The organism is Paenibacillus sedimenti, from assembly GCF_014534655.1.
GTDB classification, from domain to species: domain Bacteria; phylum Bacillota; class Bacilli; order Paenibacillales; family NBRC-103111; genus Paenibacillus_E; species Paenibacillus_E sedimenti.
The window spans coordinates 632,401-647,410 of the sequence record NZ_JACVVD010000002.1; the positions used below are offsets into that span (position 1 = coordinate 632,401).

Here is a 15,010-nt window from a genome sequence, read left to right on the forward strand (position 1 = left end):
CAGGAAACATGCCCATCACCAAACCAGTTTACAGAACGTTGAATGTGCTGGGGCTGATCATCCTGATCGCAATATTCGCCCTCCCTTTCGTTTGGATGGTGTCAACGTCACTTAAATCATTCTCCGAGACGGTCATTTTCCCGCCGAAATGGATTCCCAAGGAGATCAGGTGGGATAATTTCGCTCTGGCTTGGAATTCAGGGCCGTTCCTGAAATATTTTCTCAATAGTGTTCTGGTTTCAGTCGGTATTCTTATCATGCAGTTTGCAACGATCATCTTCGCCGCATATGCGTTCGCGAGGTACCGATTTAAGGGAGACCGGATCTTATTCGGTGTCACGATGATCACCTTGATGATCCCGAGTCAACTGATCTTCTTGCCTGTATATCTGCTGATGAGCAAATGGGGGCTGTTGAACTCGCTGCTTGCCTTGATCTTACCTTTTTCTTCGAGCGCCTTCGGGATTTTCCTGCTCAGACAATCGTTCAAGCAAGTGCAGGACGAGCTGCTCGAGGCGGCAAGGCTGGATGATGCCAGCGAATGGAAGATCATATACAAAATCATGCTGCCGATGGCCCGGCCTACCTTGGTCACGTTCGCTTTATTCAGCTTTATCGCGCACTGGAACGATTATTTTTGGCCTTTGGTCATGACGACCACCGAAGCGGCAAGAACGCTGCCGATCGGCATCGCGAAGATCCGGGAAGTCGATGGAGGAACGGCATGGCATATTTTGATGGCCGGGAATTTGATCCTTGTCATCCCGATCCTCATCGTGTTTTTTATTGCGCAGCGGCAGATTATCAAAGCATTTGTATATACAGGAGTTAAATAAAATAACTATATTTGGAGGGTTCTAAACGATATGAAAAAGTTAGCAACGATCGCACTTGCTTCATCCCTGGTTTTATCGATGACGGCTTGCTCCGCAGGCTCCAAACAGACTGCCGGCACGGATGCGTCCGCCGGACATAGCAATGCCGCCGCTACTACGGCACCGAAGAAAAAAATCGAAATTAATTACTGGTATTCCTGGGGCGACAAAATCGGCGAAAACAACGAAAACCTGGTCAAAAAGTTTAATGAATCCCAAGAAGAAATCGTCGTGAAAGCGAACTTCCAAGGCACGTATGACGAGCAGCACGCCAAAGCGCAAGCCGCATTTGCAGCAGGCAATCCGCCGGAAGTGTGGCAGAACGAAATTGCCTCGATCGGGGTATTTGCTAAAGCGGGCATGACGGAAGACTTAACGCCTTTCGTGAAAAAAGATCAAGTCGATATGAACGACTTTATCCCAGGTCTCATGGGCAACTCGTACGTAGACGGCAAGCTGCATGGACTTCCTTATTTGCGCAGTACGCCGCTGCTGTACTTGAATCGAACGCTTTTGAAGGAAGCGGGCCTCGATCCGAACGGTCCGAAGAATTGGAAGGAATTCGAGGAATACGCCAAGAAAATTACTGTGCCGGACAAGCGTGTCGGCATCACAATGCCGGTCGATATCTGGTATTATGAAGCATTTGTCGCGCAAAGCGGCGGTAAAATGATCAGTGAAGACGGCAAAAAAGCCGAGTTCAACTCGGAAGCGGGGATCGAGCCGGTCAAGTTCTTGCTGAAGCTGAAAGAATCAGGCGTGGCGAAAATCCCTACGACAGACGATGCGGGGAACGTGGCGAAGCTTGACTTCCAGAATCAAAGATCGGCTATGCTGTTCTCTTCCACAGCTGATTTGACCAAGCAAATGCAGGTAGCCAAAGACGCCGGCTTCGAATTGGGAACGAGCTTCATGCCGGCTAACAAAAGCTATGGTGTACCGACGGGCGGCGCCAATCTGGTCATGTCCGCGAAGCTTTCAAAGGAAAAGCAGGAAGCTGCCTGGAAGTTCATCAAATGGATGACGGCCAAAGAGCAAACGATCTATGCCAGCTCCTTCACAGGGTATTTGCCTAGCCGGGTTAGCGCCGTAAACAGCGACGAAATGAAGAAACTTTATGCCGAGAAGCCGCTGTTTAAAGTAGCTGTTGATCAGTTGGAATACGCAAGACCTCGTCCGATGCTGAAGGTATACCCGGAAATCGCCAAAATCGTCAAGGACCAGATCGCGCTGGCTGTCACGGATCCCTCAAACACGGCAGAAAAAACGATAGCAGAAGCGGGCACGAAAGCAGATAAGCTGTTGAATAAGTAATGGATAAGAGGTGTACCTAATGGTCTGATGAGGCCAGGGACACCTCTTGTTTGATTGGCATGGGGAGGTGATGGATTATATAGGTTACATCAAAGTGCGAGGAATATCTAGCCGGAGGTTACCTTTGCGGATGGCGGTACGGTGACATCGATCGCGGGGAACGGTCAAAAAATAGCAACTACGATTATACACCTGACTGTCCACACGGCTCCTGTTTGTCGAGCCGAATAATGCTCCAGAAATTGCTCATATGCTTTGCCTTAAAAAAGAGCGGAACTGCGAAAGTTCAGTAATCACAGAAACAACGATTCTGTATGAAATTTCATATAAAATCGGGCTCTTCGCTTCAATTAGAGCTTTTGTGTATGTTTTTTCGTGTATAACTATGGAAATTACCGTTTGAAGGACAAATCTATATGATTTTTCGAGTACATATATGGGGGAACGATAGTTTCGAAATGATCGCTAATTGTCAAAGCCAAAAATTAAAAAACGCCCTCATGCCAGAATGGCAAAAGGACGTTCTTCGTCTTTGGAAAATTATAACATAACAACAACGGGCAGAGTGTTGCGCAAATTCTCGGGAATATTTTGTTCTACGCCGGATCAACCTTGTCTTAAAGGCACGGCACCTTTGCTGCTGGTAGTTTCATCTTTACTACCCTCTGACCACAGCGATTCGATTTCTTCCAACGACTTGCCCTTCGTCTCCGGAACGACGCGCCAAGTGAAGAAGAACGTGAACAGTGACAGGATGCCGAAGATCCAGAATGTAACAGACGGTCCTGCGGAGCCAAGCAGCGGCGGGAATGACTGGGACACGACATAATCGGCGGCCCATAGCGCCATGGAGGCTATTGCTGTTGCTTTACCGCGGATACGGTTCGGGAAAATCTCGGAGAGCAGCACCCAGACGACCGGACCGAGGGAGATGGCGAATGATGCAACGAACAGCAAAATGAAGATCAGCACAAGCGTTCCGGAAGGCTCGCTGCTTTGGAAAGCGAAGCCGATCACAATGAGACTTATGGCCATGAAGGCTGAACCGGTCAGCAGCAGTACTTTGCGTCCGACTTTGTCGATGAGCCACAAGGAAAGAATCGTGAACAGAAAGTTGATTAAGCCTACGAGTATCGTCTGAATCAGCGATGCATTCGTTCCGGCGCCCATCTCTTTGAAGATTTCCGGCGCGTAATACATGATCGCGTTAATGCCGGTCACTTGTTGGAGGACGGCCAACACGACACCAACGATTAAGGCGATGCGCAGTCCTGGGCTGAATAGCTGGCGGATCGAAGTATTTTTCTCTTGTTCGAATGATTCTTTGATGTCGAGCACTTCTTTACGCGCCAAATCCTCGCCATGAATTTTCAGCAGAATCGGCAGCGCTTCTGCTGGTCTTCCTTGCTTAATCAACCAGCGCGGGCTTTCGGGAACGAAGAACAGCAGCACCAGGAAGAGCATCCCCGGCAGGACGCCTACGCCGAACATCCAGCGCCAAGCAGTGCTGATATCCCAAGAATCATCGCCATAGTTAGCAATGGCGAGATTGACGAAGTACACAAGGAAGATACCGGTTACCGTTGCAAATTGATTCAGTGCAACGAGACGGCCGCGGTATTTGGCCGGAGCGATTTCCGCGTTATATAGGGGGCATAGGGTAGACGTAATGCCGATACCAAGACCGCCAATCATCCTAGCGATGATATATCCGGTGAATGTATCTGGAATTGCAGATCCGACAGAACTGATAATAAACAACAAGGCAGCTGCAATCAGCACTTTTTTGCGGCCGAATTTATCGCTAAGCACCCCGGATGAGGCTGCGCCGATAATACAACCGATAATGAGACTGGATACCGCCCAGCCGACTTCCACCTCGTTCAGGTCAAACCGCTTCTCCATGAAGCCGATTGCACCTGAAACAACGGATGTATCGAAACCGAATAAAAGACCGCCAAGCGCGGCTACCATGGATACGAGCGTTACAAATTTTAAGCTTACCTGATCGTTTTGTTGATTCGTTGTCGAGCTCATCATGACTAATCTCCCTTCGTTTAACCGTATGAAACGAGATTCATTATATCACGGGGTAAACTGGGGTTTGTGGACAATCACCAGCACTTATTTGTGCGATTTACGTCCAGTATGCTGCCTCGCCCATGCAAGGTGCGGAGAAAAGTGGAGACTAGCATTAATTTGCTCTGAACAGCGCAAAAAAGTCCATGCCGCATTGGCATGAACTGGATAGCAGCGCATTTATTTAGGCTGTACGCGGTATTCGGTGGGCGTGACGCCGGTTACTTTTTTGAAGACGCGGCTAAAATAATTCGGGTCTTTATAACCGACCTCGAAACAGACTTCTTTGAGGCTGAACGCACCTGATTCGATGAGCTCTTTCGCTTTTTGTATGCGTAAACCGGTAACGAAATCGATAAAGGTTTCGCCGAACTGCTGCTTGAATACTTTGCTGAAATAGTGGGGGTTCAGATGGATAAATTCGGCTACTTCTTCCAGGGACAGGTCCTCGGTGAATTTATTCATGATATAACGTTTGGCTTTATCCAGCACAGTTACCGTTTGCTGCTCACGTTCTTCGCGTATCCGCTGCAGCGCGGAAACAACGTAGGAGCGATGTGTAGGATCTCCGTTTGCAGAAGATAAAGCGGCTCCGCCGCGTGCTCCCTGTTTAAGCTCATGGAAGTGGCAAACCGCCAAGCTGGTTTCGAAATAAGTGGAAGCAAGGACAGCTTCAAAATAAGATTTACGCATCCCTTCAGCTCCGTTATAAGCCGATCCGATACCTACCGAAATCGTAATACCCAGCTGAGTTTCGGCCATCGCGCAAAGCTTTTCGCCATACAACGTCATGGTTTTGATCCAGACCTCATCATGCAGCTCAGGACTTTTCCTGATGAAAATCGCCATGTGCTGCTCGATTAATGAGCTTACGATGCAGGGAGGCAGGTGCGTTTTGGCGTAGCTGCGCATCGCATCGAAGATTTTCTTCTTATCCAGCGAACGCATAGGTTCGGAAAAAGCAACCACAACCGCGCAGCCTTGATCGAGGGGAAAATCCAGCCACTCCGCTAATTGCCCGGCTCCCGTCTCCAGCACTTGATCAACCATGAAAACGAAGGCCAGCTCATTCTCGACTAAGGGCAGCAGCTGCGAGACTTTATCGCGAAGCTCAAGCTGCTCGGTGCGCTTCCGCTTCTCCGTGTCCAGTTCCCCAATCAACTGCTGCAAAATGTGTACGACTTGCTCCCGTCCCGCCGGTTTGACGATGTATTCTTTCACGCCCAGCGTCAGCGCCTCCTTCGCGTAGGCAAAGTAATCGTAGGCGGTCACCATCACCATTTTGGCGTCAGGAAGCCGCTCTTTAATTTCCCGCAAAGCGGCCAGCCCCTGAATGCCGGGCATATTGACGTCCATGAAAATAATATGAGGACGGTACTCTTCTGCGCGCTCGATGGCAAGACGGCCATTTTCGGCATGAATGACTTCGAAAGTATCCGGCATCATGCGATGAACGATCCACTCCAATCCTTCCCGTTCCAGCGCTTCATCATCCGCAATCAACAACCGATACATTAGTCGGAGCTCCTTTCTAAAGGGATTCGCAGCGTAACCGCCGTTCCTTTTCCCGCTTCACTTTGAATTTCAACCAGATCGGTGCGATCGTAAAAAATCTGCAGCCGCTTAAATACGTTTCTCGTACCGAGCCCAGTGGATGGTTTGTTATCGTCCCCGCCTAGATTTCCCGGTTCCAGCTTTAGTAATGCTTGGCGGACTTCCTCACGCATGCCGGTTCCGTTATCCGATACGGTGATGCGAACATAGTCGGCATCCCGCGAGATTTCAAGACGAATGACCGCGCCTTGCTCCATGCCTTCGATGCCGTGTACGAATGCGTTTTCGACAAGCGGCTGAACGGTTAGCGCCGGAATGTGCGTTTGCAAAACGTACTCGTCGATGTCCATGACGAATCTTATCCGGTCGCGGAAGCGGGCTTGCTGAATGCTGACATATTGCCGGACATGGTTCAGTTCTTCCCGCAAAGTGACAGGCGCATCCAATTTGCTTAACCTGTAGCGTATAAGAGATGACATGGATACGATCAAATCGCTGGTTTGCTCCGCACCTTCAAGCAGGGCCATTTTGGAAAGTACGTTCAACGAATTGAACAAGAAGTGAGGATTGATCTGACTTTGCAGCGCTTGTAGTTCCAGCTCTTTGACCAGGCGGTCTTTTTCCGAATTGGCTTTCTCCTTCGCCATCAATACTTTCAGATTGCTTACCATCTGGCTGAAGACATCGGATAGAATGCCGAGCTCGTCACTGGAACGACTGGGCAGGGGGTCCATATGCAGATTTCCTTTGGAAATACGCTGCGCGGTGCCGACAAGTCTGCTGACCGGTCCCGTAACGCTTCTGGAAATCCAAACCGCGACGACTATACTCATCACGGTGTTCACGATGAACACGGCCAACCCCCACCTATTCATTCGTTTGTTTTCTTGTTGAATCTCCCGGTAAATGGGCTGATAGTAGCTAAGCTCCAAATCGACAAGACGCTGTCCTTCGTCACGGATGAAGCTTGCAGTTTTCTCGGCGTCCATATAGTGGGTTAATGCATCGCTCGGCTTGTCGCGAAGGCCTGTGGCCTCAAGGGAAGCATGCTCTTGATCCATGAACGTATCCAGCATATGGATGTAACCGGTGACGTCCGAACCATGCGGAGAGGTTTTGGACTGCTGCACAAGAGCAGATCGAAGCTCTTTTAACTGTGCCTGAGCCTGTAGGCTGCTCGTTTTACCTTCTTCGGTGGCATGAAGCAGGTAACCGTAGAGGGTACGCAGACTATCGTCCGTATACTGGACCGATTGCTTATACACCAGGATGCGATCCATCATGACATCATAGCTCTTCTGGACAATCTTCGTATTTTGAAACAAAAAAAACGCAACTGAATTCGTAAGCAGCACCAGCAGAGGGATGAACAACAGAAGCTTCATACGGATCGTCATGGCGTCGGCTCCCTTGAGGTTTCCGTCATGAGATCCGGCTTCGAAAGCAATCGCTTAACGGAGAGACCTGGAGAATTTCGGTCAAGCACTGTCGTATCTGTAAAATTTTGCGGCTGCACAACTTTTCCCAGAAAATATTCGTTCAGCAGAGCTATGGCTTTGTATCCCATATCGTGAGGCTGCTGGACAATGGTGGCGGCGATCTGTCCAGTCCGTATGCCTTCGACCGTCTCCGGAACATCATCAAAAGCAAAGATGCGCACTTCGCGCGGCCGAATACGCACAGCGGCCTCCTGAATGCCGGCACCGTCCAAAGCGCTGAAGCCAACCATGTAGCGGATTTGCGGGTTTTGCTTAAGCATCGTCTCCGCTTGTCCGGCAGCTTCCAGCCGGGAAATACGAGATGACTGCACATCGCTGATGGCAAGTCCGGGAAACTTACCGATGACCGACCGAAATCCCTCCAACCGCAGCTGTTGATTGGCTGCTTGTTCGCTGCCGATCAGCACGCCAATGCTGCCTGCATGACCTGCTGCTTGGGCAACAAGCTCGCCCATTCGTTCGCCTGCCTCGCGATTATCGGTTCCGACATAGGACAGCCTGCGGCTGGCGGGCTCGTCCGTATCGACCGTAATGACGGGAATGCCTTGCGCTGCGGCTTTATCGATCAGGGAGCGGTAGTACGGATCGCCTATACCTTGCAGCACGATCGCATCAGCTTTCACGGCAATGCTCTTCTCCAGCAGCTTCGACTGCTCGGATGGATTGATCCGATATGGGCCGTCGTATGCAAGATCCATCCCATATTGCCCGGCTGCTTCTTTTGCGCCTTGTTCTATGGCACGCCAGTAAGGGTTATCCAATTCCTGGGAAATAAGGATGACGCGGCGATGGCTAGTTTCCTGTGTATGACCGGTCTCTAACGGTCTGACCAGGTTCTTAATCCGTGAAGTGGAGTTAACAAACAGTAAAAGTAAACAAGCGAAAGCGATAAATAGAAGGGCCAGACCCCAGTTCCATTTGCGATTCAACATCGAGAAGGCTCCTTGCTCACTATAAAGATTGGCTTCATTATACAAAAATAATGATTCAAACCAAAGTGAAATGGAGCGAAGTGCTTCCGTCTCAACAGAATTAGGTATATAGTAAAAATAATTACTTGTTTAAAAAGGAGTCCCTATGCCTACGATGACCGAACAGCTTAACGGCATTTTCCCGTCGGTATGCTCACTGGATTGTCCGGATCAGTGCGGCCTTCTGCTTCATAAGCAGGACGGGAAAATCGTCAAAATAGAGGGAGACCCCTCCCATCCCGTTACCCAAGGGGCCATCTGCAACAAAGTCCGCAACATGACGGCGCGGATTTATGATCCGAAGCGGCTGCAATATCCGCTAAAGCGCATAGGCCGCAAAGGCGAGAACAAGTTTGAGCGTATCACATGGGATGAAGCGATAGACACGATTACATCAAAATGGAAAAAGCTCATTGACGAAGTGGGCTCCGAATCTATCATGCCGTACAGCTTCTACGGCAATATGGGCCGGATCGGTACGGAAGGAATGGATCGTCGCTTCTTCAACCGGATGGGGGCAAGCCGATTGCTGTACACGATTTGCCAGTCGGCAGGCACTGAAGGCTACAATTACACGATGGGCGGCAGCTACGGGATCGATCCGGAGGATACGATCCACTCGAAACTCATCATCATGTGGGGGATCAATGCGGTCAGCACGAACATGCATCAGGTCGTTCTCGCCGAGAAAGCGCGGAAGAACGGTGCGCAAATTATCGTCATTGATGTCCACAAAAACCAAACCGGCCGCTGGGCCGACTGGTTTATTCCGATTTTACCGGGTACGGATGCGGCGCTTGCGCTAGGGATTATGCACATCTTGTTCGCTGAGAAGTTGGTGGATGAAAATTTCCTTCAGCAATATACGGTTGGGCATGAAGAGCTGCGTCAGCACGTTCGGCAGTATGAACCTGCTGTCGTCGCTGCGATTACCGGAGTGCCTGTCCAAGATATATACCGTCTGGCCCGTATGTATGGTCAAACCGCGCCCTCGTTCATTCGTATCGGGAATGGGCCGCAGCATCATGACAATGGCGGTATGTGTGTAAGGACGATTGCCTGCCTCCCGGCATTAACGGGACAATGGCTGCATCACGGCGGCGGCGCCATCAAAGGGAATAGCGGGTATTTGGAGCACAATGCGGCTGCACTGCAGCGGCCGGATCTGCTTACAAAGAAGACACGGCAAATTAACATGAACCTGCTGGGGAACGCTTTGCTGGAGCTTGATCCGCCTATCCGTTCGCTATATATCTATAATTCCAATCCTGCCGTTGTTGCGCCGCACGCGAACAAAGTCAGGGAGGGGCTTCTGCGGGAAGATTTGTTCACGGTCGTCCATGATCTGTTCCTTACGGAGACTGCGATGTATGCAGATATTGTACTGCCGGCAACGTCTTCTTTTGAAAATACGGACTTCTATAAGTCCTATTGGCACCATTATGTGCAAATTCAACAGCCCGTTATCGCGCCTTATGAGGAAAGCAAAGCAAATGTAGATGTCTTCCGTCTGTTAGCGAAGGCAATGGGCTACGAAGAACAGGCGCTTCAAGAAACGGATGAGGCGATGATTCGCCAAGCTCTGGACAATCCAAAGAATCCGCATCTGGAAGGGATCACGTATGAAGGGTTACTTACGACCCAGTTTGCAAAAGCGAAAACGAAACCACTTTTTCCTGGCCGATTGAAGACGCCTAGCGGGAAGGTCGAGCTGTATTCCGCTAAAATGGAGAAGCTGGGTTACCCGCCTCTGCCGACTTACACGCCGCTGCCCGAGAAAGGGAAATTGCCGTTTCTTTTCGTTCCGGCACCGAATCATAACTTCTTGAATTCGACATTTTCGAATAATGAGAAGCATGCGCGCATGGAGAAAATGCCCAAACTGCATATGAATGCAGCGGATGCAGCACGGCTTGGCCTGGTCCATGGCGACACGGCCCGGGTATGGAATGAGCGCGGGGAGTGCGAGCTGGTCGTATCTGCGGGTGAGGATGTGCTTCCCGGCGTCGTCGTCAGCCAAGGACTTTGGGCGGATTCGCCTGATAGCAAAGCACTCGTCAACGCCCTTACGCCTGACCGTGTGGCGGATATGGGCGGCGGGGCGACGTTCTTTTCCGGGCGAGTGAATGTGGAGAAGCTGATCTCGTGACGTAACGAAATTTTAGAGTTGGCCACCTTACATAAGAAGAGGGTGGCCTTTTGGCATTTTACACAAAAAGTATCCTAATGTCGAAAAATAGGGGTTATTTTTATATACATTTTACGAATCTATTGTACTATTTAGATAGAGAGATATTTGAACAAAAGTAAAGAGATAGAGGAGAGGAATTTCATGCGTGTACGACTGCCGCGAATGACAGTAGGTAAGAAGTTGTTTTTTTGTTTTATCATTGTTCTGCTGCTCACCGCTGTTGTAGGTTGGATGAGTCTGACCAACATGAAGTTGATTCAGAACAAAAGCGAAGAAATCAGCAAGCAGTGGATGCCAGGTGTTGAAGCTGTCAATGTGATCAGCTATTTGACTGAAAATGTGCACTCGCTGGACATGCAGCTGTTTATCCTGACGGATCAGGCGCAGCTTCAAACTACGGTGACTCAAGCGCTAGCAGGGATTAACAATGTGGACGAGCGGCTCAAACAGTTCGGGGAATCGCTCACGGATGAGCAAGAAAAGCGGAACTTTGAAGCGTTCAGCAACCAATGGAATACATACAAGGGCTTTCATGAGAAATTCGTGCAGCTTAGTAAAGAAGTCAATCTTAGTAAAGGCTCCGGCAATAGGGATAAAGAGGTTCAGGCCCTTTTGAATGATTCGAATAAAGTATTTGTGAATTTAAAGAAATATTTGGACGTTCTTGTGCAAATCAAGCATGAAGGTGCGGCTGCAGCGTCCGAAAACAGCTCGGTCATTTATCGAACCGGACAAACGAACATGCTCTACGTGCTTGGTATCGCTGTTCTTGTCGGTCTGGCATTGGCGTTCCTAATAACCTACAACATTTCTAAACCGGTACGGCTTGTCTCCCAAGCCCTTCAGGCTGTGTCTCTCGGCAGCTTGACTGAACGCGATGTGAAAGTGAGAAATAAGGACGAGATCGGCGAGCTGGTCGGGTCGTTAAACCGGATGAAGACGAATGTCAGAGATATTTTGCATCAAATTCGGGATGCCTCTTCCTTAGTGGCGGATTCATCGAAAGAGCTGCTAGCCCATTCGGAGCAAACGTCACAGGCTTCCAATCAAGTGGTTGAGGTCATGCAGCAAGTAGCGAGCGGAGCTGAAATACAAGTGCAGAATTACGAAGACACCCATACGGCCATGACGGAAATGTCGATGGGAGTTGGGCGAATCGCCGAGGCTTCGTCCGAAGTATCGGATATTTCAATGGAAGCTTTTCGTGAAGCGAAGCAGGGCGAGCAAGATTTGCAGGCGCTCATTACGAGCATGAACGGCATGAGCGAAACGGTCGGAAGGGCGAATAGTGTTATTCAAAACTTGGAGAGTTATTCCCAGCAAATCGACAATATGATTGGCCTGATGGGCGGCATAGCGAAGCAAACGAATCTGCTTGCTTTGAATGCGGCGATTGAAGCGGCGCGTGCCGGCGAAGCGGGCAAAGGCTTTACGGTCGTTGCCGGGGAAGTGCGCAAGCTTTCGGAGCAGTCCGCTCAATTTGCGAATCAAATTACGGAGCTGATCGGGCAGATGCTCAGCAATACCGGGGTTGCCGTCCAGACGATGCACGAATGTCTGCAGGAGGTGGATTCGGGTAAAGAGATGGTACATACCGCTGAGGCGTCATTCCATCGCATTTTTCTGGCTTCCGAGAAAGTGGCGGTCCGCATTCAAGAGGTTGCAGCAGCAGCTCAAGAGATGGCCGCCACTTCGGAAGAAGTGTCAGCATCCGTCGCGGAGACGAGCGCTCACGCTAGAAATTCGTCCACCTATGCGCAGCATGTGGCCGAAACCGCTGAGCATCAGCTTACTTCGCTGAACGACATCACGCAATCCGCTGGCAAGCTGAACGGCATTGCCGAACAATTGCACACGGCAGTTGGAAAGTTCAAACTTTAACTATTAACAAAGCCCGATCCAAGTGGAATCGGGCTTTCGTTTGTTTTGCTTAGCCTATTATTTTTCTGCAGTGCTGGCGGAGGATTGATTTTCTTGGAATACCTCTGCTGCTTCCTCTGCGGAAAACTCCGTATCGTTTTGGCCTGGAACCGGTAACTTATTTAAGTCAGTCGTCTGGACATCCGCCTTGGATGCCTGATTATTTTGATTGGTCATGCCTAAGCACCTCCTTCCTAAAAATAACAACAACGTATAGGTTTGCGCAAAATAAAATTTTTATGCAATATTTACCCGGGTGGTAAATTTGGACGAGTGGAATGTTTATTGTTGTTGACCCTTACACTAATGTCATTATCCTCATGGTATAATTGACAAAACTGAACTTTAGCAGGAGCAGATGAACCTATGACATATGAAGAAGTGATGGTCAGGCTGGAAGAGCTGGGGACTGAGCAAACGAAGAAAACATTTCTTCGGCATGGCGCTAAGGAGCCTTTGTTCGGAGTGAAAGTCGGCGATCTTAAGAAGCTGGTCAAATTCGTCAAAAAAGATCAAGAGCTTGCCTTAGCGCTCTATGATTCCGGCAATCATGATGCGATGTATCTGGCTGGACTTTCGGTCAATCCGAAAACGATGACGAAAGAACGGCTTCAAAAATGGGTTCAAAAAGCGTATTGGCATATGCAGGCTGAATATACCGTTGCAGGAGTCACGGCGGAAAGCTGCAGCGCCCTCGAGCTGGCCGGAGAATGGATCGAATCACCGGAAGAAATGATCGCTGCATGCGGGTGGAGCGCTTATGCCAACTATGTAAGCATGACGCCGGACGAGCATTTGGATTTTGCCGAGATAGGGCGCCTCTTAAAGCGAATTAGAACGACCATTCATACCGAAAGAAATCGTGTACGCTATGTAATGAACAGCTTTGTGATCGTGGTCGGAAGCAGCTGTGAGCCTCTGCATGATGAGGCTATGAGCGTAGCTCGCGAGATTGGGACTGTTACTGTAGATGTTGGTCAGACGGCTTGCCAAGTTCCTTTAGCTGTCGATTACATTAACAAAGTAGAAGCTGCGGGCAAGCGAGGAACAAAGAAGAAAACTTGCATTTGTTAAGGATCGCGGGAAAGGATATAGCTATTGCAGGATCGGTCGACGGCGGCTGTGAATGTGATAGCTTTTTTGCATAAAACAGCAGATGCGAAGAAATAGTAGATGGTGTGAGCAAACCTTTGAACAGAAAGAGAGGAAGACATGCATGAATCAGCAATCACAAGGTAACCAGTCCCAGACAACCTCGGACCGCAATGTGCTTACGGATAAAGAGCTTCATTATTTGAAGGATTTTTTGTCTTGGGAACTGATGGCGATGAAAAAATGCAATGATACGGCCAATCGTTGCACCGATCCGCAAATTCAAACCCTCATCAGGCAAACCGGGCAAAAGCACCTGAATCACTATAACTCGCTGCTAACGCATCTTCATTAATTGGATTCAAAGGAGGTTATCAATATGACGGTTGAATTAGCCATGCCCCAATCGGGACAGCTGCCGCAGGTCAAAGGTCCTGAAATGAATGACCGTGATTTTATCAATGAAATTTTGACGCATGAAAAGTATTTGTCTGCCAGTTATAATACTGGACTCCTGGAAATGCAGAATCCCAAGCTCCACGCAACAGTTCAAAGCATACTCAGCGATACGCACAACAGCCAATATCAAATTTTCGACCAGATGTTCCAGAAAGGCTGGTACAAGATGAAAGTTGCGGATCAACAGGAGATCCAGCAGGTGAAAACGCAATTCACCAGCTATCAAACGCAGTTTCCGACCTTTCAATGATTGGTTAGATTCTAATAAAAAGCGAGATCAATGAGCACCCTCTGTGCTCTTGATTTCGCTTTTTTGTACTACCTTGCGCATGATACCCTTGACTTTTGCTCCATACTTGCATATTATTTATTTATCGATAAATAAAGAAAGGTGGTAGTTATGGTCGTCCGCGAAGATCGCAAAGAACAAATCATGGACAAAGCCGTAGGGATATTCGCGGAGTTGGGGTATTATAAGGCAACAACGGCACTAGTGGCCAAAGCGGCTGGAGTTACACAGCCCTATGTGTTTCACTTTTTTAAAAATAAGGAAGAGCTCTTCAACGCTGTCATCGACCGGGCAGTCAGCCGGATTTACGAAACCTTTTCCCAGGTTGAAGCTCCTGCCGATCAATTGACGAAAACGATGGGGCACGCGTTCATGCAAATCATGTACGCTCATCGGGATGAAATTATGCTGGTCATGCAATCGCACGCTATTTCCGAGCCCGTGATTCGAGAGCATGTCAGAGAGAAACACCGGATCATTCATAAATCCATTATTGCGAAATTTGAAAAAGCCGGGATTCCGAACGCTGAAGAGGCAGCCAGTCAATTTTATGGCATGGGCTACCTGATCACGGTATCGGAAGTGTTGGATTTGCCTGAATTGCTTTGCTTTAAAGATCAATGAAACCTAGTTCACCAAAATGACCCAGCAGCATAAGCAATAAAAAGGCAGCAATGATACTGCCTTTTTATTCCCTCAATAATTTATTTATTAATAAATAAATCATTTCCCGAATGGAAAGAAAATCAGAAAGGAATGATCATTGG

General features: G+C 49.0%; 13 protein-coding genes. 8 read left to right on the plus strand and 5 right to left on the minus strand.

The window, feature by feature from the left end; genetic code table 11:
- Positions 1-8: 8 nt before the first annotated feature.
- Both ICC18_RS07555 and ICC18_RS07560 read left to right on the plus strand, forming a co-directional pair.
- Positions 9-836, plus strand: coding sequence for a carbohydrate ABC transporter permease (locus ICC18_RS07555; RefSeq protein ID WP_188173747.1), 828 nt, complete (start codon positions 9-11; stop codon positions 834-836).
- Positions 837-866: 30 nt separating this feature from the next.
- Positions 867-2,189: an ABC transporter substrate-binding protein gene (locus tag ICC18_RS07560; protein WP_188173748.1), complete on the plus strand. Its 1,323-nt coding sequence runs from the start codon at positions 867-869 to the stop codon at positions 2,187-2,189.
- A 606-nt stretch (positions 2,190-2,795) separates the two neighbouring features.
- Here ICC18_RS07560 and ICC18_RS07565 read toward each other — a convergent pair.
- The 4 genes from ICC18_RS07565 to ICC18_RS07580 all read right to left on the minus strand — a co-directional run bounded on the left by ICC18_RS07565 (position 2,796) and on the right by ICC18_RS07580 (position 8,253).
- On the minus strand, positions 2,796-4,226 hold the full coding sequence (locus ICC18_RS07565) for a sugar porter family MFS transporter (RefSeq protein ID WP_188173984.1): 1,431 nt from the start codon (positions 4,224-4,226) through the stop codon (positions 2,796-2,798).
- 222 nt (positions 4,227-4,448) lie between these two features.
- A complete protein-coding gene (locus tag ICC18_RS07570) occupies positions 4,449-5,783 on the minus strand; it encodes an AraC family transcriptional regulator (protein ID WP_188173749.1) in 1,335 nt (444 codons plus the stop codon).
- On the minus strand, positions 5,783-7,219 hold the full coding sequence (locus ICC18_RS07575) for a sensor histidine kinase (RefSeq protein WP_188173750.1): 1,437 nt from the start codon (positions 7,217-7,219) through the stop codon (positions 5,783-5,785). The genes ICC18_RS07570 and ICC18_RS07575 overlap by 1 nt, the downstream gene beginning before the upstream one ends.
- Entirely contained in the window at positions 7,216-8,253 is a 1,038-nt protein-coding gene (locus tag ICC18_RS07580; RefSeq protein WP_188173751.1) for a substrate-binding domain-containing protein, read from the minus strand. Before ICC18_RS07580 ends, ICC18_RS07575 begins: the two co-directional genes overlap by 4 nt.
- 145 nt (positions 8,254-8,398) lie before the next feature.
- Here ICC18_RS07580 and ICC18_RS07585 point away from each other — a divergent pair, with 145 nt between their 5' ends.
- Both ICC18_RS07585 and ICC18_RS07590 read left to right on the plus strand, forming a co-directional pair.
- The gene (locus ICC18_RS07585) at positions 8,399-10,441 is read left to right on the plus strand and encodes a molybdopterin oxidoreductase family protein (RefSeq protein WP_188173752.1); all 2,043 of its coding nucleotides are present in this window, start codon (positions 8,399-8,401) and stop codon (positions 10,439-10,441) included.
- A 183-nt stretch (positions 10,442-10,624) separates the two neighbouring features.
- Complete coding sequence (locus tag ICC18_RS07590; protein ID WP_188173753.1) at positions 10,625-12,364, plus strand: methyl-accepting chemotaxis protein; 1,740 nt, start codon at positions 10,625-10,627, stop codon at positions 12,362-12,364.
- A gap of 57 nt (positions 12,365-12,421) precedes the next feature.
- Here ICC18_RS07590 and ICC18_RS07595 read toward each other — a convergent pair whose 3' ends face one another.
- Positions 12,422-12,580: a hypothetical protein gene (locus ICC18_RS07595; protein ID WP_188173754.1), complete on the minus strand. Its 159-nt coding sequence runs from the start codon at positions 12,578-12,580 to the stop codon at positions 12,422-12,424.
- A gap of 189 nt (positions 12,581-12,769) precedes the next feature.
- Between ICC18_RS07595 and ICC18_RS07600 the strand changes: the two genes are divergently transcribed.
- From ICC18_RS07600 to ICC18_RS07615, 4 genes are all read left to right on the plus strand, one after another.
- Positions 12,770-13,477 carry a DNA alkylation repair protein gene (locus ICC18_RS07600; protein WP_188173755.1) on the plus strand — a complete coding sequence of 236 codons (708 nt, stop codon included), beginning with the start codon at positions 12,770-12,772 and terminating at the stop codon, positions 13,475-13,477.
- Positions 13,478-13,619: 142 nt separating this feature from the next.
- Complete coding sequence (locus ICC18_RS07605; protein WP_188173756.1) at positions 13,620-13,850, plus strand: hypothetical protein; 231 nt, start codon at positions 13,620-13,622, stop codon at positions 13,848-13,850.
- Between the two features lie 24 nt (positions 13,851-13,874).
- Complete coding sequence (locus ICC18_RS07610) at positions 13,875-14,204, plus strand: spore coat protein (RefSeq protein WP_188173757.1); 330 nt, start codon at positions 13,875-13,877, stop codon at positions 14,202-14,204.
- A 150-nt stretch (positions 14,205-14,354) separates the two neighbouring features.
- A complete protein-coding gene (locus ICC18_RS07615) occupies positions 14,355-14,867 on the plus strand; it encodes a TetR/AcrR family transcriptional regulator (protein WP_188173758.1) in 513 nt (170 codons plus the stop codon).
- Positions 14,868-15,010: the final 143 nt, after the last annotated feature.

Excerpts from the sequence above, each read along its gene's own strand:
- ICC18_RS07580 (WP_188173751.1), bottom strand. The coding sequence starts at position 8,253 with ATGTTGAATCGCAAATGGAACTGGGGTCTGGCCCTTCTATTTATCGCT.
- ICC18_RS07595 (WP_188173754.1), bottom strand. The coding sequence starts at position 12,580 with ATGACCAATCAAAATAATCAGGCATCCAAGGCGGATGTCCAGACGACT.
- ICC18_RS07590 (WP_188173753.1), top strand. The coding sequence starts at position 10,625 with ATGCGTGTACGACTGCCGCGAATGACAGTAGGTAAGAAGTTGTTTTTT.
- ICC18_RS07575 (WP_188173750.1), bottom strand. The coding sequence starts at position 7,219 with ATGACGATCCGTATGAAGCTTCTGTTGTTCATCCCTCTGCTGGTGCTG.
- ICC18_RS07565 (WP_188173984.1), bottom strand. The coding sequence starts at position 4,226 with ATGAGCTCGACAACGAATCAACAAAACGATCAGGTAAGCTTAAAATTT.
- ICC18_RS07570 (WP_188173749.1), bottom strand. The coding sequence starts at position 5,783 with ATGTATCGGTTGTTGATTGCGGATGATGAAGCGCTGGAACGGGAAGGA.
- ICC18_RS07605 (WP_188173756.1), top strand. The coding sequence starts at position 13,620 with ATGAATCAGCAATCACAAGGTAACCAGTCCCAGACAACCTCGGACCGC.
- ICC18_RS07600 (WP_188173755.1), top strand. The coding sequence starts at position 12,770 with ATGACATATGAAGAAGTGATGGTCAGGCTGGAAGAGCTGGGGACTGAG.
- ICC18_RS07615 (WP_188173758.1), top strand. The coding sequence starts at position 14,355 with ATGGTCGTCCGCGAAGATCGCAAAGAACAAATCATGGACAAAGCCGTA.
- ICC18_RS07585 (WP_188173752.1), top strand. The coding sequence starts at position 8,399 with ATGCCTACGATGACCGAACAGCTTAACGGCATTTTCCCGTCGGTATGC.
- ICC18_RS07610 (WP_188173757.1), top strand. The coding sequence starts at position 13,875 with ATGACGGTTGAATTAGCCATGCCCCAATCGGGACAGCTGCCGCAGGTC.
- ICC18_RS07555 (WP_188173747.1), top strand. The coding sequence starts at position 9 with ATGCCCATCACCAAACCAGTTTACAGAACGTTGAATGTGCTGGGGCTG.
- ICC18_RS07560 (WP_188173748.1), top strand. The coding sequence starts at position 867 with ATGAAAAAGTTAGCAACGATCGCACTTGCTTCATCCCTGGTTTTATCG.